Origin of the sequence: Cyanobium sp. NIES-981, from assembly GCF_900088535.1 — a bacterium.
Classification (GTDB): domain Bacteria; phylum Cyanobacteriota; class Cyanobacteriia; order PCC-6307; family Cyanobiaceae; genus NIES-981.
The window spans coordinates 615,342-637,026 of record NZ_LT578417.1 but is presented as its reverse complement, the minus strand read 5'-3'; the positions used below and the strand labels follow the sequence as shown (position 1 = coordinate 637,026).

General features: G+C 71.8%; 21 protein-coding genes. 12 read left to right on the top strand and 9 right to left on the bottom strand.

Annotated elements, in window-relative coordinates:
* Window positions 1–31 precede the first annotated feature (31 nt).
* Window positions 32–394, bottom strand: coding sequence for a DUF760 domain-containing protein (locus CBM981_RS03320; protein ID WP_087067250.1), 363 nt, complete (start codon window positions 392–394; stop codon window positions 32–34).
* A 30-nt stretch (window positions 395–424) separates the two neighbouring features.
* Window positions 425–997 carry a signal peptidase I gene (lepB, locus tag CBM981_RS03315; protein ID WP_087067249.1) on the bottom strand — a complete coding sequence of 191 codons (573 nt, stop codon included), beginning with the start codon at window positions 995–997 and terminating at the stop codon, window positions 425–427.
* A gap of 65 nt (window positions 998–1,062) precedes the next feature.
* Here lepB and menD point away from each other — a divergent pair, with 65 nt between their 5' ends.
* The 6 genes from menD (at window position 1,063) to murF (ending at window position 7,991) form a co-directional block, all read left to right on the top strand.
* Window positions 1,063–2,850 carry a 2-succinyl-5-enolpyruvyl-6-hydroxy-3-cyclohexene-1-carboxylic-acid synthase gene (gene menD / locus CBM981_RS03310; protein ID WP_087067248.1) on the top strand — a complete coding sequence of 596 codons (1,788 nt, stop codon included), beginning with the start codon at window positions 1,063–1,065 and terminating at the stop codon, window positions 2,848–2,850.
* Window positions 2,847–3,692, top strand: coding sequence for a 1,4-dihydroxy-2-naphthoyl-CoA synthase (gene menB / locus CBM981_RS03305; RefSeq protein WP_087067247.1), 846 nt, complete (start codon window positions 2,847–2,849; stop codon window positions 3,690–3,692). Before menD ends, menB begins: the two co-directional genes overlap by 4 nt.
* A gap of 115 nt (window positions 3,693–3,807) precedes the next feature.
* Complete coding sequence (locus tag CBM981_RS03300; RefSeq protein ID WP_087069161.1) at window positions 3,808–4,287, top strand: L,D-transpeptidase; 480 nt, start codon at window positions 3,808–3,810, stop codon at window positions 4,285–4,287.
* Window positions 4,288–4,330: 43 nt separating this feature from the next.
* Complete coding sequence (gene glgA, locus CBM981_RS03295; RefSeq protein ID WP_087067246.1) at window positions 4,331–5,803, top strand: glycogen synthase GlgA; 1,473 nt, start codon at window positions 4,331–4,333, stop codon at window positions 5,801–5,803.
* Window positions 5,804–5,815: 12 nt separating this feature from the next.
* Window positions 5,816–6,622, top strand: a complete 807-nt coding sequence (locus CBM981_RS03290; RefSeq protein ID WP_087067245.1) for a hypothetical protein — start codon at window positions 5,816–5,818, stop codon at window positions 6,620–6,622.
* The gene (murF, locus tag CBM981_RS03285) at window positions 6,582–7,991 is read left to right on the top strand and encodes a UDP-N-acetylmuramoyl-tripeptide--D-alanyl-D-alanine ligase (protein ID WP_087067244.1); all 1,410 of its coding nucleotides are present in this window, start codon (window positions 6,582–6,584) and stop codon (window positions 7,989–7,991) included. The genes CBM981_RS03290 and murF overlap by 41 nt, the downstream gene beginning before the upstream one ends.
* A gap of 45 nt (window positions 7,992–8,036) precedes the next feature.
* On the opposite strand, the gene glmU is transcribed toward murF, so the two are convergent.
* The 5 genes from glmU to CBM981_RS03260 are packed head-to-tail and all read right to left on the bottom strand — an operon-like array spanning window position 8,037 to window position 13,732.
* Window positions 8,037–9,392, bottom strand: a complete 1,356-nt coding sequence (glmU, locus tag CBM981_RS03280; RefSeq protein ID WP_087067243.1) for a bifunctional UDP-N-acetylglucosamine diphosphorylase/glucosamine-1-phosphate N-acetyltransferase GlmU — start codon at window positions 9,390–9,392, stop codon at window positions 8,037–8,039.
* Window positions 9,393–9,418: 26 nt separating this feature from the next.
* Window positions 9,419–10,348, bottom strand: coding sequence for an MnmC family methyltransferase (locus tag CBM981_RS03275; protein ID WP_087067242.1), 930 nt, complete (start codon window positions 10,346–10,348; stop codon window positions 9,419–9,421).
* Entirely contained in the window at window positions 10,323–11,648 is a 1,326-nt protein-coding gene (gene aroA / locus CBM981_RS03270; RefSeq protein ID WP_087067241.1) for a 3-phosphoshikimate 1-carboxyvinyltransferase, read from the bottom strand. Before aroA ends, CBM981_RS03275 begins: the two co-directional genes overlap by 26 nt.
* Window positions 11,649–11,691: 43 nt before the next feature.
* Window positions 11,692–12,126, bottom strand: a complete 435-nt coding sequence (locus CBM981_RS03265) for an Rrf2 family transcriptional regulator (RefSeq protein ID WP_087067240.1) — start codon at window positions 12,124–12,126, stop codon at window positions 11,692–11,694.
* A gap of 19 nt (window positions 12,127–12,145) precedes the next feature.
* Window positions 12,146–13,732 carry a UbiD family decarboxylase gene (locus tag CBM981_RS03260; protein WP_087067239.1) on the bottom strand — a complete coding sequence of 529 codons (1,587 nt, stop codon included), beginning with the start codon at window positions 13,730–13,732 and terminating at the stop codon, window positions 12,146–12,148.
* Window positions 13,733–13,885: 153 nt separating this feature from the next.
* On the opposite strand from CBM981_RS03260, the gene CBM981_RS03255 reads away from it, so the two are divergent.
* From CBM981_RS03255 to sds, 5 genes are all read left to right on the top strand, one after another.
* Window positions 13,886–14,641: a 2-phosphosulfolactate phosphatase family protein gene (locus CBM981_RS03255; RefSeq protein ID WP_087067238.1), complete on the top strand. Its 756-nt coding sequence runs from the start codon at window positions 13,886–13,888 to the stop codon at window positions 14,639–14,641.
* A 71-nt stretch (window positions 14,642–14,712) separates the two neighbouring features.
* Window positions 14,713–15,531 (top strand): carbon-nitrogen hydrolase family protein, encoded by an 819-nt coding sequence (locus CBM981_RS03250; protein WP_087067237.1) that lies wholly within the window; start codon window positions 14,713–14,715, stop codon window positions 15,529–15,531.
* A 22-nt stretch (window positions 15,532–15,553) separates the two neighbouring features.
* Window positions 15,554–16,630, top strand: a complete 1,077-nt coding sequence (locus CBM981_RS03245; RefSeq protein ID WP_087067236.1) for an N-acetylmuramoyl-L-alanine amidase — start codon at window positions 15,554–15,556, stop codon at window positions 16,628–16,630.
* A complete protein-coding gene (murI, locus tag CBM981_RS03240; RefSeq protein ID WP_087067235.1) occupies window positions 16,630–17,454 on the top strand; it encodes a glutamate racemase in 825 nt (274 codons plus the stop codon). The genes CBM981_RS03245 and murI overlap by 1 nt, the downstream gene beginning before the upstream one ends.
* 23 nt (window positions 17,455–17,477) lie before the next feature.
* Window positions 17,478–18,449: a solanesyl diphosphate synthase gene (gene sds, locus CBM981_RS03235; protein ID WP_087067234.1), complete on the top strand. Its 972-nt coding sequence runs from the start codon at window positions 17,478–17,480 to the stop codon at window positions 18,447–18,449.
* Between the two features lie 36 nt (window positions 18,450–18,485).
* Here the strand turns inward: sds and CBM981_RS03230 are convergent, their stop codons facing one another.
* Window positions 18,486–19,127 (bottom strand): HAD family phosphatase, encoded by a 642-nt coding sequence (locus CBM981_RS03230; protein WP_087069160.1) that lies wholly within the window; start codon window positions 19,125–19,127, stop codon window positions 18,486–18,488.
* A gap of 2 nt (window positions 19,128–19,129) precedes the next feature.
* Complete coding sequence (locus CBM981_RS03225; RefSeq protein WP_157665314.1) at window positions 19,130–19,690, bottom strand: hypothetical protein; 561 nt, start codon at window positions 19,688–19,690, stop codon at window positions 19,130–19,132.
* Window positions 19,691–19,717: 27 nt separating this feature from the next.
* Here CBM981_RS03225 and acs point away from each other — a divergent pair, with 27 nt between their 5' ends.
* On the top strand, window positions 19,718–21,685 hold the full coding sequence (gene acs, locus CBM981_RS03220; protein ID WP_087069159.1) for an acetate--CoA ligase: 1,968 nt from the start codon (window positions 19,718–19,720) through the stop codon (window positions 21,683–21,685).

Below are 21,685 nucleotides of genomic sequence, written 5' to 3'. Positions count from 1 at the left end.
CGTCCTGGGCAGGGGATCAGGCAGAGCTGGCTCAGAGCCGCAGGTCGCCGGGATCGGCGTCATCGCCGAGGTCGCCGGATCCGTCCGTGCCCAGGAGGCTGGTCTCCAGCTCCATGCGCTGCTCCATCTGGCGCAGGAAGTAGCCGGTCATCATCGCTGAAGCTAGCAATCCGGCGAGGTTTTCGCGGTTGGTCTGGATCTTCACCTCGAAGTGCTCAGCCGGCAGCATGCCGAGCAGCCCCTGCACGTTGTGGCGGATGATGTCCTGGATGTCGCTGCTGGCTGATCGGGCCACCCGCTGCAACACATCCGGAGACTGTTCCTGCAGATACTGGATCAGGGAATTGCCGCTGATGGCTTCGTTGTCTGTCGTCAGGAACTCCGGGTTGAACATTTCCGGTGTGCTCCGCGTCACCGCCAAACCTTAACCCAGCTCCCGCGGTGGTACAGGTTCGTCTGGGGTGGGGGAGAACCGAATCGCTCCGAAGCGTTGCAGCGGCCAGTAGCGCCAGACCGCCGCACCGATGAGCTGGCCTTCCGGCAGGGGCCCCCAGAGATGGGAATCGAGGCTGGCATTGCGGTTGTCACCCAGCACCAGCAGATGCCCGGGCGGCACCGTCAGAGGAGGCAGGCTGTAGGTCATCGCCTCCGCCGCCCAGTCCTGCGCCACCACCGATCCGTTGCGCCAGAGCTGGCCCTGGCGCACCTCCACCTGGTCGCCGGCCCTGGCCACCACCCGTTTGATCAGGGCGGCATCCGGCGCGTACCCCACCGCCTGCAGGGCCTGCGGGGGGTGAAACACCACCACCGTGCCCACGGGCAGGGGCCGGTGCAGCCGGGTGCGCACCTTCTCCACCAGCACCCGGTCCTGCAGCTGCAGGGTGGGCAGCATCGAGCCGGAGGGGATCCAGCGGGGTTCCAGCACGGCCCAGCGCAGCAGCAGCGCCACGGCCACCCAGGCCAGCAGGGGCAGCAGCTGGCGGCGCAGGCCCTGCATCGGCGACGGTGTGGGGGCGGACACGGCGGCAGGGAGGATGGACGCCCCATCCTGCAGGTCCTGGTGTGGATCTGGCCCGCCGCAATCTCGAAGCCGCGCTGCAGCTGCTCCAATCCCTGGTGCAGGAGGGCCTGCGGCTGGTGGTGCTCTGCCCCGGCAGCCGTTCCGGGCCGCTCGCCGTGGCGGCCGGACTGCTGGATGGGCCGCAGCTGACGCTGCACACCGCCCTGGATGAACGCTCGGCGGCCTTCTTCGCCCTGGGCTGGTCACGGGCGCGGGGGTGTGCCGCCGCCGTGATCACCACCTCAGGCACGGCGGTGGCGAACCTGCTGCCTGCCGCGGTGGAGGCGGATTTCGGCGCCATTCCCCTCCTGCTGATCACGGCGGACCGCCCCCGCCGCCTCAAGGGCTGCGGCGCCAACCAGACCGTGAATCAGCAGGACTTCCTCGCCTCCAGTGTGCGTGCCCTGCTGGAGGGAGATCCGGATGGCGTGGCGCTGATGGCGCCCCAGGCCCTCGCCCGGCTGGCGACCAGGGCCATCGCGGCCAGCACGGCAGCGCCGGCGGGGCCGGTGCACGTGAATCTGGCGATCGAGGAGCCGCTCCATGCCGGGACCACCACCCTCATGGCCCTGCAGGCTCCGGCGGCCCAACTCTCCCCTGGCCAGCCTGCCCCACTGCCCGCCCCCCGGCCGGCCGCCAGCGCCGCCGCGGGGGCCGGTCCAAGCGACCCGATCGGCCTGGGGGGGCTGGATCCCGACGCGCCGGGCCTGGTGGTGGCCGGGCCCTGGCGGGGCCGGCCCCAGCACTGGCCATCCTTCTGTGCGGCCCTGCGGCACTGGCAGCAGCGCACGGGCTGGCCGGTGCTGGCCGATGGCCTGAGCGGGCTGCGGGGTGAGCCTGGGCTCGCCCTGGTGGCTGCCGCTGATCTCTGCCTTGATCCTGAAGCCGCCGCTCTGCTGGCGCCCCAGGTGCTGCGCCTCGGCCCCGTGCCGGCCAGCCGGCGGCTGCAGGATCTGCTGCGCCGCTGCGGCGGCCGCCAGCTGCTGATCAGCGAGGCCGATCCCCGCCCGCTCGACCCCCTGGGCACGGCGTGCCATCAGTGGTCGGGGGGGCTGGCCCGCTGGTGGCAGCAGCTGCCGCCGGCGGCGCAGCGGGGATCGCCGTCGGCCGCCAGCCAGGCGCTCGGGGCCCGCTGGCAGCGGCGGGAGGCGCAGGTGCAGGCCCAACTGGCCCCGCTCCTGGCGGCGCCGGCCTGGGGGGAGCCGGCGATCGCCCACCAGCTCAGTCTGCTGCTGCCCCCCGGCCTGCCCCTGGTGATCGCCAACAGCTCGCCGGTGCGGGACTGGGACAGCTTCACGCCCGCCAGCGCCGCGGCCCGGCCGATTCACGCCTTCCGCGGCGCCTCCGGCATCGATGGCACGCTCTCCCTGGCCTGCGGCGTGGCGGAGGCCTGCGGCGACGCCGTGCTGCTCAGCGGCGATCTGGCCCTGCTGCACGACAGCAACGGCTGGCTCTGGCACCGCCGCCTGCGGGGGCGGCTCACCGTGGTGCTGCTCGACAACGGCGGCGGCGGCATCTTCGAGCAGCTGGCGATCCGGCCCGAGGACGGGGCCCTCCTGGATTTCGAGCGGCTGTTCGCCATGCCCCAGGGCGTCGACCCGCTCCTGCTGGCGGCGGCCCACGGCGTGCCCGGCCGCCCGTGCCGGAGGGCGGAGGAGCTGCCGGCTGCCCTGGCCTGGGCCCGTTCGCAGCCCATGGCGCTGCTGCAGTTGTGCACCGATCGCCGCCGGGACGCCGCCTGGCGGCACGACCTGCGCAGAATGGCCAGCGCCCTGGCGCCGCCCGCATGACCGCCGTCCCTGTCCACTGGCATGAGGCCGGCCGCTACGAAGACATCCGCTTCGAGCTGTGTGACGAGGGAATCGCCCGCATCAGCATCAACCGGCCCCACAAGCGCAACGCCTTCCGGCCCCGCACCGTGCAGGAGCTGTGCGACGCCTTCGCCCGGGTGCGGGACAACCCGCGGGTGGGGGTGGTGCTGTTCACCGGAGCGGGTCCGGCGGCCGATGGGGGCTGGGCTTTCTGCGCCGGTGGGGACCAGAGCGTGCGCGGCGATGGGGGCTACGTGGGGGACGACGGCCTGCCCCGGCTCAACGTGCTCGACCTGCAGCGGCTGATCCGTAGCCTGCCCAAGGTGGTGATCGCCCTGGTGGCGGGCTACGCCATCGGTGGAGGCCAGGTGCTGCATCTGCTCTGCGACCTCTCGATCGCCGCGGAGAACGCCCGTTTCGGCCAGACCGGCCCGCGGGTGGGCAGCTTCGATGGCGGCTTCGGCGCCGGGTACCTCGCCCGGGTGGTGGGGCAGCGCAAGGCGCGGGAGATCTGGTTCCTGTGCCGGCAGTACGACGCCCAGGCGGCCCTGGCCATGGGGCTGGTCAACTATGTGGTGCCGCTGGAGGCGCTGCAGGAGGAGGGGGTGCGCTGGGCGCGGGAGGTGCTGCAGCACAGCCCCACGGCGATCCGCTGCCTCAAGGCCGCGTTCAACGCGGAAACCGATGGGCTGGCGGGGATCCAGGAGCTGGCCGGCCAGGCCACCCACCTCTTCTACCGCACAGCCGAGGGCCAGGAGGGACGGGATGCCTTCCTGGCCAAGCGCCCGCCCGACTTCTCCGACGCACCCTGGCTACCTTGAGTCCCGTGACGGCCCGGACCAGCCCCCGATTCCAGTGGCGCGCCCCTCAATCCTGAGCTCCGCACTCCGCTCCCTGGCTGCCCTGCTGCTGGCTGCCCCGGCCGGGCCGCTGGGTATGGCGCCATCGCTGGCCCAGCAGGCTGGGTCGGGCCTGCCGGGCGGGCGCGAGTTGGTGCTCGACCGGCGCGGCCGCCATGTGCGGGTGTTGGAGGGGGGGCGTGAGGTGCGTCGCTTTCCGGTGGCCGTCGGCCGCCCGGGCTGGGAGACGCCGGTGGGACGCTTCGCCGTGCTCGAACTGGTGCGCGATCCCGTATGGGAGCATCCGGCCACGGGCCAGAAGGTACCGCCGGGACCCCGGAATCCCCTGGGCAGCCGCTGGATCGGCTTCCACCGCGACTGCCAGGGCCGCCGCGGTTTCAATGGCCGCGACTACCTGGTGGTGGAGGGGTGCGTGAGTGCGGGCTTCCACGGCACCCCGAACCGGGAGAGCGTGGGGCAGGCCGTGTCCCATGGCTGTGTGCGCCTCTTCGACGAAGACGCCCGGGAACTGTTCGACCTCGTGAGCATCGGCACCCCTGTGACCGTTCTTCCGTAGCAGACACCGCCCTTACAGTTGCGCCCACCAAGGGCTGGACAGCATGCGGGTTTTGTTTGCAGCTGCGGAATGCGCCCCTCTGATCAAGGTGGGAGGCATGGGTGACGTGGTGGGCTCCCTGCCGCCTGCCCTGGCGCAGCTCGGCCATGACGTGCGCATCGTGATGCCGGGCTACGGCAGGCTCTGGTCGCTGCTGTCGATTCCCTCGGATCCGGTGTGGCGCGGCCACACCATGGGCAACGATTTCGCCGTGTTCGAGGCGCGCCACCCCAGCAACGGCCTGCCGCTCTACCTGGTGGGTCATCCCGTGTTCGATGCCGAGCGGATCTACGGCGGTGACGACGAGGACTGGCGCTTCACCTTCTTCGCCTCCGCCACCGCCGAATTCTGCTGGCACCACTGGAAGCCCCAGGTGCTGCACTGCCACGACTGGCACACCGGCATGCTGCCGGTGTGGATGCATCAGGACCCCGAGATCAGCACGGTGTTCACCATCCACAACCTCAAGTACCAGGGCCCCTGGCGCTGGAAGCTCGACCGCATGACCTGGTGCCCCTGGTACATGCAGGGCGACCACACCATGGCGGCGGCCCTCCTCTACGCCGACCGGGTGAACGCGGTGTCGCCCACCTATGCGATGGAGATCCGCACGCCCCAGTACGGCGAACAGCTCGATGGTCTGCTGAACTACATCAGCGGCAAGCTGCGGGGCATCCTCAACGGCATCGACACCGAGGCCTGGAATCCCGCCGCCGATCCGACGCTGCCGGCTCCCTTCAGTGCGGCGGATCTGGCTCCCCGGGCCCGCAACAAGCAGGCGCTGCAGGAGCGCTTCGGTCTCACGGTGAGCCCCCGCACCTACCTGATGGGTCTGGTGAGCCGGCTGGTGGATCAGAAGGGGGTGGATCTGCTGCTGCAGGTGGCCGACCGGGTGCTCGCCTACACCGACAGCCAGATCGTGGTGCTGGGCACCGGGGATCGCGCCATTGAATCCGGCCTCTGGCAGATGGCGGCGCACCATCCCGGCCGCTTCGCCGTGTTCCTCACCTACGACGACGCCCTCTCCCGCCTGATCTACGGCGGCAGCGACGCCTTTCTGATGCCGAGCCGCTTCGAGCCCTGCGGCATCAGCCAGATGCTGGCGATGCGCTATGGCTCGGTGCCGGTGGTGCGTCGCGTGGGGGGTCTGGTGGACACGGTGCCCCCCAACGATCCCCTGGCCGGCAGCGGCACGGGCTACGGCTTCGACCGCTTCGAGCCGATCGACTTCTACACCGCGATCGTGCGCTCCTGGGAGGCCTATCGCCACCAGGCCAGCTGGGAGGAGCTGCAGCGCCGCGGCATGGCCGTGGACTTCAGCTGGGCCCGTTCGGCCCTGGAATACGACGCCATGTACCGCGACGTGTGCGGTGTGAAGGAGCCCACACCGGCGGCCGATGAGGTGGAGCGCTTCTCCCAGGGCCAGGATGCCGATCCCAGCCGCAGGGGCCTGGCTGGACTGCTGCGCCGCCGCTGAAGCCCCCCGTCCGTGTCGGAGCTGCCCGCCCCTTACGTCAATCCCTGGAAGTTGCTGGGGCGTGATCTGCGGGCCGTGGCCGCCAGTGTGCAGTTGCGGCTGCGGGAACTCTGGCGCCGGAACCGCGAGGGGGATCTGCCGCGGCCGTCCTTCTGGCCGCGAACCCTGGCGGCCCTCTTCTGGCCGTTGGTCCTGGCCCTGGGGCTGGTCCTGGCCCTGGGGCAGATCCTGGCCCTGGGGCAGATCACGCTCAGCGTGCTTACACGCCATGGGATGGGGACGACCCTGGGATCCGAGCCGCCGCCGGAGTCGGCGCTGGATGCTCGGGCCGTCGATGCCGTCAATGCTGCCGTGCTGGCACCGGAGGCACCCCCGGAGCCATCGGAGCCGCCCCCGGAGCCATCGGCCGGGCAGCCACCGGCAGGCGAGGCCCCCGGGCTCCAGGAGGCTGCTCCCCTGCCATCGACCGGGACGCCTGACACGGCCGCGGGCGGGGAGCCCGGGCTGGCGGCCCTGTGGCAGGCGCTGCAGGAGGGGGATGACGGATCCCTGATCCGGGCCGTGCATCCCACGGCCCCCGCCCGGCTGCGCTTGCAGCTCACCCCGGACTTCGGGACGCTGGCCCTGCCGCGCCGCCAGGAGCTGGCGGATCGCTGGCTGGTGCAGAGCCGCCGGTTGGGCTACGAGAGCCTCAGCCTGGAGAGTGACCAGCACCTCCTGCTCGGCCGTAGTGCCCGGGTGGGTTCAGGCATGATCCTGCTCGCGCCGCCCCCTCCCGATGCCGCTTCGCTTCCACCAGCTGACGGACATCTGGGGTGAGCCCCTGGCGGAGCTGACTTCCTCGGCGGAGGTCCTGCTCCCCTCGATCAGCACGGACAGCCGGCGGCTGCTCCCGGGCGGGGTGTTCCTGGCTCTGCTGGGGGAGCGGTTCGATGGCCATGATTTCCTGGAGCAGGCGATTGCGGCGGGATGCGCCGCCGTGGTGCTGCAGCGCGACCACCTGCCGGCGGCCAGGCTCCTGCACCTTCTGAGGCTGGCCAGCCAGCATCGCTGCGCCGTGTGGGCCGTGGCCGATACGCTGCAGGCCTTCCAGCAGCTGGCGGGGTGCTGGCGGCGGAGCTTCCCCGGGCCTGTGGTGGCGGTGACCGGTTCGGCCGGCAAGACCACCACCCGCGAACTGATCCGCGCTGCCCTGACCCCGCTGGGCCCGGTGGTGGCCTCCAGTGGCAATGAAAACAACGATGTGGGTGTACCGCTCACCCTGCTGCGGCTGAGCGAACGGGACCGGGCCGCGGTGGTGGAGATGGGGATGCGCGGACCTGGTGAGATTGAACGCCTGAGCGTCTGTGCCCAGCCGGATGTGGCGGTGATCACCAACATCGGCACGGCCCACATCGGCAGGCTGGGCAGCCGCGAGGCGATCGCCCGGGCGAAATGCGAGATCACCAGCGCCCTGCGGCCGCCGGGGCTGGTGGTGATCCCCGCCGGCGACCCCCTGCTGGATGCCGCCCTGGCCGCGGTGTGGCAGGGGCCTGTGGTGCGCATCGCCCTGGCTGGGGATCCCGGTGAGGCCGAGGCGGACTGGGTGGGACGGGAGGACCCCTCCGAAGGCTGCCTGGTTGTGGACGGGGTGAGCGTGCCATTGCCCCTGGAGGGCCGTCACCACGCCCGCAATCTGATGCTGGCTCTTGCCGTGGCGCGGCATCTGGGCGTGGCGCCGGACCGCCTGCAGCAGTTGGAGGTGGCTCTGCCGGGTGGACGCAGCCGCCGGCTGCAGGTGGGGGGCGTGCGGCTGCTGGATGAGACCTACAACGCCTCTCCCGAGGCGGTTCTCGCCTCCCTGGAGCTGCTGGCTGCCCAGCCCGGTGGCCGCCGTTTCGCTGTGCTCGGCACCATGCTCGAGCTCGGGGAGCAGAGCCTGGCGCTGCACCGGCGGGTGGCCCGGCGTGCCGCCGAGCTCCATCTCGACGGCCTGCTGATCGTGGACGCCGGCCGGGAAGGGGAGGCGATGGTCTCCGGGGCGCAGGGGCTCCCCCGCCTGGAGCGCGTGGCCACTCCCGAGGCGGCGGCAGCGGCTCTGCGGCCCTGGCTCAGGCCCGGCGACACCGTGCTGCTCAAGGCCAGCCGGGGCGTGGCCCTCGAGCGCCTCATCCCCCTGCTGGAGGCGGCCACGCCGGAGCCGGCCTGAGCCGCCGCCGGCTCCGGCGCCCCGAAGCCTGCCGGTATCGGGGGGTCAGCCGCCCTGGGGGCCGCTCCAGTTCTCCTTCACCAGCTGGCGGGCCCGGCCCAGGGCCAGGGCCCCGGCGGGCACGTTGCGGGTGAGGGTGGAGCCCGCCCCCACGGTCACGTTCTCCCCCAGGCTGATCGGGGCCACGAGCACGGAGTTGGCCCCGGTCTTGCTGCCGGCGCCGATCACCGTGCGGTGCTTGCGCACCCCATCGTAGTTGGCGGTGATCGTGCCCGCCCCCACGTTCACCCGCTCGCCGAGGTCGGCATCGCCGATGTAGCTGAGGTGGTTCACCTTCACCCCCGCCCCCAGGCTGCTGTTCTTCACTTCCACGAAGTTGCCCACGTGGCAGTGCTCGGCCAGGGTCGAGCCCGGGCGCACCTGGGCAAAGGGGCCGAGCGAGCAGCCCGCGCCCACCTCGGCCTGGCGCACCACGCTGTAGAGCGCCTGCACACCGTCCCCCAGCCGGGAGTCCTCGATCAGACAGCCGGGGCCGATGCGGCAGCCGGCTCCGATGCTGGAATCGCCGCGGAAATGGCACTGGGGCTCCACCACCACGTCACGGCCGAAGCGGGTGCCCTCGCTCAGGGTGCAGCTGGCGGGATCCGTGAAGGTCACCCCCTCGGCCATCCAGTGCCGGCGCAGCCGCTCCTGCAGCAGGGCTTCGCACTGGGCCAGCTGCAGCCGGTCGTTGATGCCGCTGATCTCGGCGGCATCGGCCACCTCCTGATGCATGGCGGGCTCCAGCATCGCCACCGTGTCGGTGAGATAGAGCTCGCCCTGGTCGTTGTCGGCGGTGAGGGAGGGCAGCACGGCGGCCAGCTGCGGCCAGTTGAAGCAGTAGATGCCCGCATTGATCAGGGGGTTGCGGCGCTGCTCCTCGCTGCAGTCGCGGTGCTCCACGATGGCGCTCACCCGGCCGTCGTCAGTGGAGAACACCCGGCCGTAGCCGCTGGGATCGTCGAGCCGGGCCGTGAGCAGGGTCACCGCCGCGCCCGTGCGGTGGTGCTGCTCCAGCAGGGCTTCAAGGGTGGCGGGCCGCAGCAGCGGCACATCCCCGTTGAGCACCAGCAGGTCCCCCGCGAAGCCCTCCAGGGGGCCGAGCAACTGCTGCACGGCATGGCCGGTGCCGTTCTGGGGCTGCTGCAGCACGAACTCCAGGCCAGGCTGGGCCGCCAGGGAGGCCTCCACCCGTTCCGCCTGGTGGCCCACGATCAACAGCTGGCGCTGGGGATCGAGATGGCGGCAACTGGCCAGCACGCGCTCCACCAGGGTGGAGCCGGCCAGGGGCTGCAGCACCTTGGGCAGCTCACTCTTCATCCGCGTGCCCTTCCCGGCGGCCAACACGGCAACGGCGAGCATGGTGGGGCGGGGCGGCTGGGCGGAATCTACGCGGGCCCACCGGCCCGAACCTCCGCCCGCCCGGGCAGTCCCCAACGGCGGCGCCAGGCGCTGGTGCTGGGGGCCGCGCTGCCGGCCTGGGCCTGCTGCCGCCGCTGCAGCACCTCCTGGGCCGTCGCCGTTCCGGTGGGATCCCGGTAGGGCTCGGCGGCCCGGGTGGCCAGATGCTCCCGCTCCATCGCCGTGAGCGCCCGCAGCACGCGGGAGGGCAGCAGCGGGCCCGGGCTGGCGGCGGTACCGGCGCTCCAGGCCGCGGCCCCGTCGCCTGGGGTGCGGATGGCGGCCAGCTCGAGGCCCTGGCACAGGAGGCTGCCCCGCACCGCGGCCGCCGAGCAGTAGGTGAGCAGTCGGCCAGCCGGGGCCAGCAGCCGGGCCAGCCGGGCCAGAAACTCCTGGCTCCAGAGCTGGGGGCAGCGTCGGGGCGAGAAGGCATCGAGGAGGATGAGGTCGCAGCCACCCGGCGCCCGCGCCTCGATTGCCGCCAGCCGGTGCCGGGCGTCACCCCAGAGCATCCTGCCCAGGCTGCCGTTGGAGCACCAGCTGCCCGAGGCCAGGGTCTGCTGCAGCAGCGCGAGGGTGGCCGGCTGCCACTGGCGGCGGAAGCCGGGGTGCTCCAGGGCCAGCTCCAGCGGCCGCCGGTCCAGTTCCAGCCCCCACCAGCACAGGCTGAGCCCCCGGCCGGCGGCCGCCTCGATCAGGGCGGCGCTGTTGTAGCCCAGGCCCACACCCACATCCAGCACGCGCAGCTGGTGCCCCGGCCCATGGCGCTGCAGTTCCGCCGGCTCCACGTATTTCTGGCGGGCCTCCCGCAGGGCTCCCTCGGCGCTGTGGAACCCCTCCCCGAAGGCCTCGCTGAAGAGGCTGAAGCTGCCGTCGGCCCCGACCCGGGCTCTAAGCGGCGAGGCGCTGGAGGTCATCCCAGAACCCGGGATAGGACACCGCAGCGGCCTCGGGCCGGTGCAGCCGGCTGTCGCCCCGGGCGACGCCGGCCGCCACGGCCAGACTCATGGCCACCCGGTGGTCGGTCTCGCTGTCGAGCTCGGCACCGCGGAGCTCCGCGCCCCCATGGACGGCCATGCCGTCCTCGTATTCCTCGATCCGGGCTCCCATCGCCCCCAGCTGCCGCGCCATCACCGCCAGCCGGTCGGTTTCCTTGACACGCAGCTCCCCGGCATCGCGGATGCGGCTGCTGCCCTCCGCGCAGCAGGCCGCCACGGCCAGCACCGGGATCTCATCCACCAGCCGGGGAATCAGCTCCCCGCCGATGCTGAAGGCCTGCAGCGGGCCATGCCGCACCCGCAGATCCCCCACCGGCTCGCCGGCCACATCGCGGCGGTTCAGCACCTCGATGCGGGCCCCCATCTGCTGCAGCACCTCCAGGATGCCGGTACGGCTGGGGTTCAGGCCCACGTTCTCCACGGTGAGATCGGCCCCCGGGGTGACCGCCCCGGCCACCAGCCAGAAGGCGGCGGAGCTGATGTCCCCGGGCACCACCACCCTCTGGCCCCGCAGGGTCGCGCCCGGCTCCACCGTGACGCAGGTGTCGCCGGGGCCGCCCACCTGCAGCGCGGCGCCGAAGGCCCGCAGCATCCGCTCGCTGTGGTCGCGGCTCTGGGCCGGCTCGATCACGGTGGTGGGGCCCTCGGCGCTGAGGGCCGCCAGCAGCAGGGCGCTCTTCACCTGGGCGGAGGCCACCGGTGTCCGCACCGTGGTGCCGCGCAGCTCCTGGCCCAGCACGGCCAGCGGGGCGAAGTTGCCGTCCCTGCGGCCATGGATCACGGCGCCCATGCCTGCCAGCGGTGCCCCCACCCGGCGCATCGGCCGTCCACGCAGGGAAGCGTCGCCGGTGAGGACGAAATGGCGGCCGGCGCGGCCCGCCAGCAGCCCCAGCATCAACCGCATGGTGGTGCCGGAGTTGCCGCAGTCCAGCACGTCCCCCGGCTCCTGCAGCCCATCGAGGCCCACCCCCTGCACCCGCACCAGAGCGCCCGCCACGATTGGCGACACCTCCACCCCCATGGCGCGCAGGCAGGCGGCCGTGCTGAGGGGATCCTCGGCGGGCAGCAGGCCTTCGATGCAGGTTTCACCGCAGGCGATGGCGCCGAACAGCAGCGCGCGGTGGGAGATCGACTTGTCGCCCGGCACCCGCACCGTGCCCCGCAGGCTGCCGCCGGCCGGCAGGAGGAGCGGGGCGCTGGGGGGGCTGGACTGGGCCAAGACGGGGGACCTGCGGTGCCTGGATCCTATGGATCACCCTGCCCTAGCCCAGCAGCAGGCCGGCATCGCCGTCGCGGCAGGCCTCGGCACTGCGCAGATCGAAGAGCAGTTCCTCGAGGCTCAGCTCCTGCAGGGTGCGGCCCACCGCCCGCTGCAACCGCTGCTCCAGGGCCCGGGTCACCTGCTCGGCCGCTGAGCCCGCCGATTCCGGTTCCCGCGGCGGCGCTGGCGTCTGCATGGCCCCGATCACCGCCGCCAGGCAGATCTCGGCAGGGGGGCGCGCCAGGCGGTAGCCACCCAGCCGACCGCGCCGGGCCACCACCAGGCCCGCCCGGCGCAGCCGCAGCAGCAGCTGCTCCAGCATCGGTTCGGGCAGCTGCTGGGCCGCCGCCAGCTCGCGGCCGGTGCGCCAGCGCTCGGGAACGGCGGCCAGCTCCAGCAGGGCCCTGATCGCATCCGTGGTGCTCTTGGCCAGCATGGTCGACGGACGGGTGGGATCAGGCCCCCAGACCAGCCCGGCTGAGGCGGTCGAGCACGTGTTCGAGGGTGTAGCCGAAGAGGGTGGGATCGGGGGCGGCGCGGCCCACATCCCCCAGGCCCAGCTCCTGCCAGCGGGCATCGAGGCGGGCCTCCAGTTCGGGGGGGCGGCCGAGGGGTTCGCCCCAGGGGTGGCGCCGCTCCGGTCCGAGCTTGGTGGTGGCATCGATGGCAAGGCGGCCGCCCAGGCCCAGCCGTTCGCTGGCGAAATCGAGACTGTCAAAGGGGGTGTCCGCCAGCACGAACAGGTCGCGCTGGGGATCCACGAGGGCGCTGATCGCCCAGATCACCTGGCGGGGGTCGCGGATGTTGATGCTCTTGTCCACCACCACCACGAACTTCGTGTAGGTGAACTGGGGCAGAGCCGTCCAGAAGGCCATCGCGGCGCGCTTGGCCTGGCCGGGGTAGGCCTTGTCGATGGCGATCACCGCCAGCTTGTAGCTGAGCCCCTCCATCGGCAGGAAGAAATCCACGATCTCCGGGATCTGCTGGCGCAGGATCGGTGTGTAGATGCGGTTGAGGGCGATCGCGAGCATGGCGTCCTCCTTGGGGGGACGGCCGCTGAAGGTGGTGAAGTAGATGGGATCACGGCGCTGGGTGACGCACTGGATGCGCACCAGCGGGGAGGGCTCCTCGCCGCCGTAGAAGCCCATGTGGTCGCCGAAGGGCCCATCGGAGCGCTCTTCGCCGGGCGTGATCGTGCCCTCCAGCACCACTTCGCTGTGGCTGGGCACCTCCAGGTTCACGGTCTTGCACTTGGCCAGCCGCACCCCTTCGCCAGCATAGATGCCCGCGAACAGCCATTCGCTCAGCTGCACCGGGATCGGGGTGGCGGCGGCCATCACCAGCAGGGGATGGACGCCGATGGCGATGGCGATCTCCAGCTTCTTCCCCAGGGCCGCCGCCTTGCGCAGGTGGCGGGCGCCGCCGCGCACGCTCAGCCAGTGCACCGTCATGGTGTTGACCGACTGCTGCTGCAGCCGGTAGACCCCCACATTGGGGGTACCGGTTTCGGGGTCCTTGGTGATCACCAGGCCGAGGGTGATGATGCGGCCCCCATCGCTCGGCCAGGGGCGCAGCAGCGGCAGGGCATCGAGGTTCACCCGCTCGCCTTTCAACACCTGCTGATGGCAGGGGGGGGTGAGGTCGAGATCGGGCCGCGCCTTGAGCACATCCAGCAGCACCGAACCGAAGCGCAGCGCCTCCTTGGCTCCCTTGGGCGGGCGCGGCTGCTGCAGCAGCGCCAGCCGCCCGCCGAGGGCTTCCAGTTCCTCGGGCTGCTCCATGCCCATGCTCCACAGCACCCGCTCCTGGGTGCCGAGCAGGTTGATGGCCACCGGCATGGAGCTGCCGATCACGTTCTCGAACAGCAGGGCCGGGCCGCCGCAGCTGAGCACCCGGTCGGCAATGGCCGCCAGCTCCAGGTCGGGGTCCACCGGCGCCTGAATGCGCCGCAGCTGGCCCCGGCTCTCCAGCAGGGCCAGGAAGCCCCTCAGGTCGCGGCGGAGGCGACGGCGGGTCACGGGGGCAGCCTGGGTGGCGGTCATCGACGCGGGGCAGGGTCCTTGGCAGGGTCCGGGACTCCTCGGTCTGGAGCCGGATCCCCGCGCTTGAAGGCACTGTGCCGCAGACGGGCCCGCTGCTGCGTTCCGCAGCCCGCCGGAGCATTCCTACTGTGATGCCCCCGTCCGGCGTCCGTCGTGCAGATCTCCTACTTCCACACCTCCGAGTGCGTGCCTCCCGTGAAGGCCGTGGCGGAGGGGGGACCGGACGCCGCCGTGGTGATCGATGTGCTGCGGGCCACCACCACCATTGCTTGGGCACTGCAGAACGGAGCGGAGGCCGTGGAGGCCTTCGCCGATCTGGCCGCGCTGGATGCGGCGGCGGCCGCCTGGCCGCCCGGGCGCACCCTGCGGGCGGGAGAGCGGGGCGGCCGGCGGGTGGAGGGCTACGACCTGGGCAATTCCCCCCTGGCGGTGACCCCTGAGCTGGTGCAGGGCAAGCGGATCTTCATGAGCACCACCAACGGCACCCGCTCCCTGCAGGCCGTTCGCCCGGTCCCCCTGCTGCTCACAGCCTGCCTGCCGAACCGCACGGCCGTGGCCCGGCGCCTGGTGGAGTCGGCCGTGGAACGGGTGTGGATCGTGGGCAGTGGCTGGGAGGGCGACTACTCCCTCGAAGACAGCCTGGCCGCCGGTGCGGTGGCCTCCGCCGCCACGGAGCTGGCGGTGGCCCCCCATCGGGGGGTGAGCTTCGGCAACGACGAGATGCTGGCGGCCCTGGCCCTGTGGCAGCAGTGGCACAGCGATCCCGAGACCTGCCTGCGGGCCGCCAGCCATGGGCAGCGCCTCAGTGGTCTGGGCAACCACGACGCCGACTTCGCCTGCTGCAGCGCCGTGGACAACCTCCGCATCGTGCCGATGCAGCAGGAGCCGGGGGTGCTGCGGGCCAGTTGACGCCCCTGCTGGAGGGTCCGGTTCGGCCTTGGCAGCACCCTTACAGTGCGGCGGTTCGTTTCTGTCACCTGGTGAGCAGTTTTCTGGCGGCAGCGGTGCAGCTCACCAGCACGCCGGATCCGGATGCCAACTTCGCGGCTGCCGAGGAGCAGATCGAGCTGGCAGCGCGCCGGGGCGCCGAACTGGTGGGCCTGCCTGAGAACTTCGCCTTCATGGGGGAGGACGCACTCCGTCTGGAACTCGCTCCTGCCCTGGCGGAGCGCTGCAGCACCTTTCTGGTCACCATGGCGCGCCGCTACCAGGTGACCCTCCTCGGCGGCGGCTTCCCCGTGCCCTCCGGTGAGGGGCACACCCTCAACCGGGCCGAGCTGGTGGGCACCGAGGGGCAGCTGCTGGCCCGCTACGACAAGATCCATCTCTTCGATGTGGATCTGCCCGACGGCAACACCTACCGGGAGTCGGCCACGGTGCGCCCCGGTGAGGAGCTGCCCCCGGTGGTGGCGGTGCCGGGTCTGGGCCGCATCGGCCTGTCCATCTGCTACGACGTCCGCTTCCCCGAGCTCTACCGCCACCTGGCCGCCGCCGGCGCCGATGTGCTGATGGTGCCGGCCGCCTTCACGGCCTTCACCGGCAAGGACCACTGGCAGGTGCTGCTCCAGGCCCGGGCGATCGAAAACACCGCCTATGTGGTGGCACCGGCCCAGACCGGGCTGCACTACGGCCGTCGCCAGAGCCATGGCCACGCGCTGGTGATCGATCCCTGGGGCACGGTGCTGGCCGACGCCGGCGACGCCCCCGGCCTGGCCGTCGCTCCGATCGACCCACGCCACGGCGAGCGGGTGCGGGCCCAGATGCCGAGCCTGCAGCACCGCCGGCCTGCCCTGTTCTGAGCCCCCGTCACACCGGCCGCCCATGACCCGCAGGCATCCCTGGACTGTGATTCGCGGCCTGCTCGTGCTGGCCCTGCTGCTGGCCGACCTGCCGGCCTGGGCCTCGAGCCTGGCGGCCTGGCGCATCACCCGCCAGGGGGTGCTGGAGCTGCGCACCAGTCCCAATGTGCGGCCGCAGGCCTTCTTCGAGGACGGCTCCCGGATCCAGGGGCCGCGGGTGTGGGTCGACCTGCCGGGCGCCCCCTCCCGGGCCCGCTCCATCCGCGGCAGCGGCGACGTGCGGGAGGTGCGGATCGGCAAGCCCACCCCCACCTCCACCCGGATCGTGGTGGAGTTCCGGCCGGGCACCGACCTCGACCCCGCCGACCTGCGCCTGGTGGGCACCTCCCCCGACCGCTGGAAGCTGGAGTTCAAGGGCCTCAGCCGGGCGGTGCTGCTGGGCCTCGGCGAGGGCGACATCGAGGGCACTGCCGTGGCCTCCTACCCGGTGGCCAGTTTCCCCACCGCCAGCACCCCCCTCTCGGCCGATGGGCTGCCGGTGGTGCCACGGGGTCGGTTCAAGGTGGTGATCGACCCCGGTCATGGAGGCCCGGATCCCGGGGCCGTGGGCATCCGCGGCCTGCGGGAGACCGACGTGGTGCTCGATGTGTCGCTGCAGGTGGCGCGGCTCCTCCAGGCCCGCGGCGTGACCGTGGTGATGACCCGCACCTCGGAGGTGGACGTCGACCTCCCGCCCCGGGTGTCCCTGGCGAACCGCGTCGGTGCCGACGTGTTCGTGAGCGTCCACGCCAACGCCCTGAGCATGGCGCGTCCCGACGTGAATGGGATCGAGACCTTCTACTTCTCCAGCGGTTACTCCCGCCGTCTGGCCGACTCCCTGCAGGGCCAGATGCTGGCCGTGTCCCCCGGCTCGCCGAACCGGGGGGTGAAGCAGGGGCGCTTCTTCGTGATCCGCCGCACCGTGATGCCCTCCGCCCTGGTGGAGATGGGCTTCGTCACCGGTGCCCTCGACGCGCCCCGGCTGGCGGACCCCGCCCACCGCCGCCGGCTGGCCCTGGCCCTGGCCACGGGCATCCTCCAGTACCTCGGAGGACGCTGATGGCGCTGCTTCTCGGGCTGTTCGACAGCGGTCTTGGCGGCCTCACCGTGCTGCGCAGGGTGAACCAGCTCTATCCCCACTCCCCCTGCCTCTACCTGGGGGACACGGCGCGGGTGCCCTACGGCACCCGCAGCGCCGAGGAGATCCGCACCATCGCGGCGGAGGTGGTGCAGTGGTTGCGCCGCCAGAGGGTGGGCGTGCTGCTGATGGCCTGCAACACCTCCAATGCCCTGGCCCTCGATGTGGCCGTGGCCGAGGCGGGCGTGCCCGTGCTCGGCCTGATCGACAGCGTGGCCAGCGTGATCAGCAGCGACCGGGTGGGTGTGCTGGCCACCCCCGCCACGGCGGGCAGCGGCGCCTACCGCCGGGCGATCCATGCCAGCCGCCCGGACGCCCTGGTGGTGGAGGTGGGCTGCCCGGAGTTCGTGCCCTTGATCGAAGCCGGCCACCGCTTTTCACCCGAGCTGCGCCGGGCTGCCGTCGCCTACCTCGAGCCACTGCTGGCGGCCGATGTGGACACGGTGGTGCTCGGCTGCACCCACTACCCCCTGTTGCGCCCCCTGCTCACCGAGCTGTTGCCCGCGGGCGTTCAGCTGGTGGATCCGGCCGAGGCTGCGGCCGAACGTCTGGGCCCCCTGCTCGGCAGCCTCGGCGAAGCCCCGGAGGTGGAGCGCCAGGGGGAGTCGGTCGTGCCGGCCGTCCAGCGCTCCCGGCTCTGCGTCACCGGCTGTCCGGACACCTTCGCCACCGGAGCCGAAGACTGGCTGGGCCACCGCCCCAGCGTCGAGCGCGTCGACCTGCGGTCCACCGCTGGAGCCTTCTAGGATCAAGCCACGACGGAGGTGTTGTGGCAACGGTTGCAGAGCTGCTCAATCCGGTCGAGGCGGATCTCGATACCCTGCTGGCCGACCTGCGCAGCCTGATCGGAGCGGGCCATCCCATCCTCCAGGCCGCCGCCGAGCACCTCTTCGCCGCCGGTGGCAAGCGGCTGAGGCCCGGCATCGTGCTGCTGCTCTCCCGGGCGGTGGCCCCGGACGGGGAACTCACCCCGCGGCATCGCCGCCTGGCCGAGATCACCGAGATGATCCACACCGCCTCGCTGGTGCACGACGACGTGGTGGACGAGGCCGCCACCCGGCGCGGGGTCGACACCGTGCACAGCCGTTTCAATCACCGGGTGGCCGTTCTTGCCGGCGATTTCCTCTTCGCCCAGGCCAGCTGGCACCTCGCCAACCTCGATGACCTCGATGTGGTGAAGCTGCTCAGCCGCGTGATCATGGATCTGGCCGACGGCGAGGTGAAGCAGGGGCTGTTCCGCTACGACACCACCCAGAGCTTCGAGACCTACCTCGAGAAGAGCTACTGCAAGACCGCCTCCCTGATCGCCAACAGTGCCCGTGCCGCCGGCGTTCTTTCTGGCCTGGCGGCCTCAAGGCTCGATGACCTCTACCGCTTCGGCCGCCAGCTGGGCCTGGCCTTCCAGGTGGTGGATGACATCCTCGACTTCACCGGCAGCGACCAGCAGCTCGGCAAGCCGGCCGCCAGTGATCTGGCCTCCGGCTACCTCACCGCTCCCGCCCTGTTCGCCCTGCAGGAGCGACCGGCCCTGGCCGGCCTGATCGAGCGGGAATTCTCCGAGGAGGGCGATCTCGAACAGGCCCTCGAGCTGGTGCGCGGCTGCGAGGCCATCCCCCGTTCGCGGGCGCTGGCCGAACAGTTCTCCCGGGAAGCCGCCGAAGCCCTGGAGTGGCTGCAGCCCTCCGAGCCCCGCAGTGCGCTCAGGGCCCTGCCGGACTTCGTGCTCAGCCGTCTCTACTGACGCGCCACTGACCTGAACCCCGGGGCCAGCGTCGGCTCAGGGGAACTTCACGTCCCGCAACGACTCCAGCCAGACCACACCGGCCGGATAGGCGTTCCGATCCGCATCCGGTGGAGCCAGCACGTACACCCGGCAGCCTGCAGAGGTGGCGGCCTGGCTGCCCGCCACGGAGTCTTCAAACGCCCAGGTTGCGGCGGCGGCCACGCCGAGCCGCTCCAGGGCGATCCGAAAGATGTCCGGCGCTGGCTTGCCCTGCCTCAGGTCCGGGTCATCCCCCATCACCCGCAGCGTGATCAGCTCAAGCCAGGGGTGGGGGGCAGCCTTCACGTTCACGGCCGCAGCGGCGCTGCTGGTGGCCAGCGCCGTCGGGATGGCCAGCTCACGGCAGCGTTGCACCAGCTCCTGCGCTCCTGGCATGGCCCGGGCGTGGGGCAGCAACCGGGCCGCGATCGGCTCACGCACGGCCAGCAGCTCCTCCGCACTGATCCCGGCGGGCAGCAGCCGGCGCACCTCGTCGGCACAGTCCAGCCGCCGCCGTCCGCGCAGCCGCCGCAGCTGCCCATCATTCAGGTCGGCACCGAAGTGCCGGGCCGCCTCCCGCCAGGCCTGCCCCTGCAGGGGTTCGGTGTCGAGCAGGAGCCCGTCAAGGTCGAACAGGCAGGCGGCGGGGCGTTGGATTGTCACAGCGGATCCATCATCGCTGGAACCTCGCCAGCTGAAGCACTGTTGGGGACGGCGGCGAAGAAGTCGACCCTGAACCGCTCCGGGTGGCCGCAGGCTTCCGGATGGAGCCAGGTCCAGCGGGTCCAGAGCTTGAGATAGAGCTGTGTGCCACCAGGCCCATTCGAAAAGTCGGTGCCCAGGAAGTGGCCCCAGCTCACTGGGGTTCTGCCGGCGTAGGCGGGATGGGAGCGGGTCCAGGAGCTGCGCCGCTCACTGTGGTGCAGGATCGGCCGGCCGTCGTAGGTGAACACGGGGATCAGCTCCTGCACGCCGCCACGCTGGACCGGGAACCAGACCTTCTTGCTGGTCTGGAAATACCAGAAGCCCCAGTCGCGGCCGGCCACGGGACGGTTGTGGCGGGTGGAGTAGGCGACGCCTTGGGCGCTGGCGAGAGGAGCCCCGTGGCCCTGGATGCGCGCCCCTTCCATGTGGTGCTGCCGGCCGCTGCTGCCGTTCCAGTGTGTCGTGAGGTCTCCGCCGCGGCGCCCCCGGGGGGCCAGGCCCGCCCGGCGCTCCACAATGAGGCAGCTGCTTCAGCCATGGCGATGCCCGAGGCCACGATCGAATCCGTGCTGCAGGAAGGCCGGGTGTTCGCGCCGCCGGCCGCGCTGGCCGCCTCGGCCCGGATCGGCAGCATGGAGGCCTACCGGGCCCTGGCCAGCGAGGCGGACGCGGATCCGGATCGCTTCTGGGGCCGTCTGGCCCGCGAGCACCTGCACTGGTTCCAGCCCTTCGCCACGGTGCTCGACTGGAGCAACCCGCCCTTCGCCCGCTGGTTCGAGGGGGGCACCACCAACCTCAGCTTCAACTGCCTCGATCGGCACCTCGACGGCCCGCGGGCGGACAAGACGGCCCTGATCTGGGAAGGGGAGCCGGGCGACACCCGCCGCTTCACCTACCGGGAGCTGCACGCCGAGGTCTGCCGGGCCGCCAATGGCCTCAAGGCCCTGGGGATCGGCAAGGGCGATCTGGTGGCCCTCTACATGCCGATGGTGCCGGAGGCGGCCATCACCATGCTGGCCTGCGCCCGCATCGGCGCCCCCCACTCGGTGGTGTTCGGCGGCTTCTCGGCCGAGGCGCTGCGCGACCGGCTGATCGACGGCGAGGCGAAGCTGGTGATCACCGCCGATGGCGGCTTCCGCAAGGATAAGGCCGTGGCCCTCAAGCCGGCGGTGGATGCCGCCCTGGCCGACGGTGCCGCCCCCAGCGTGGAGCACGTGCTGGTGGTGCGGCGCACGCAGCAGGCCTGCGCCATGGCGGCGGAGCGGGACGTGTGGTGGCATGAGCTGGTCGACGGCCAGAGCGCCGACTGCCCGGCCGAGCCGATGCAGAGCGAGGATCGCCTCTTCGTGCTCTACACCTCCGGCTCCACTGGCAAACCGAAGGGGGTGGTGCACACCACCGCCGGCTACAACCTCTGGGCCCACCTCACCTTCCAGTGGATCTTCGACATCCGCGAGGACGACGTGCACTGGTGCACAGCCGACGTGGGCTGGATCACCGGCCACAGCTACATCGTCTACGGGCCGCTCTCGAACGGTGCCACCACCGTGATGTACGAGGGGGCGCCCCGGCCCTCCAAGCCGGGCGCCTTCTGGGAGGTGATCCAGAAGCACCAGGTGAGCATCTTCTACACGGCGCCCACGGCCATCCGCGCCTTCATGAAGAGCGGGCGGGAGGTGCCGGATCAGTACGACATGGGCACGCTGCGGATCCTGGGCACCGTGGGGGAGCCGATCAATCCCGAGGCCTGGATGTGGTACCGGGATGTGATCGGCGGGAACCGCTGCCCGGTGGTGGACACCTGGTGGCAGACCGAGACCGGCGGGGTGATGATCAGCCCCCTGCCTGGCGCCACCCCCACCAAGCCCGGCTCGTGCACCCTGCCGCTGCCGGGCATCGCCGCCGACATCGTGGATCTGGCGGGCATCTCCCAGCCGGCTGACGCGGGCGGCTACCTGGCGGTGCGACGCCCCTGGCCCGGGATGATGCGCACGGTGCATGGCGATCCCGAGCGCTTCCGCAAGAGCTACTGGGAGCACATCCGCCCCGCCGACGGCAGCTGGCTCTACTTCGCCGGCGACGGCGCCCGCCGGGATGCCGACGGCTACTTCTGGGTGATGGGCCGTGTCGATGACGTGATCAACGTGTCGGGCCACCGGCTCGGCACCATGGAGATCGAATCGGCCCTGGTGAGCCATCCCGCCGTGGCGGAGGCCGCGGTGGTGGGCCGGCCCGATGAGCTCAAGGGCGAGGGGATCGTGGCCTTCGTGATCCTTGAGGGCGGGCGCCATGGCGATGACGGCCTCGCCGCTGAACTGCGCCGCCATGTGGGCCAGGAGATCGGCCCGATCGCCCGGCCCGATCTGATCCACTTCAGCGACGCCCTGCCCAAGACCCGCAGCGGCAAGATCATGCGCCGGATCCTCCGCTCCCTGGCAGCCGGCGAGGAGGTGAGCGGCGACACCTCCACCCTGGAAGATCGCTCGGTGCTCGATCAGCTGCGGGTGTGA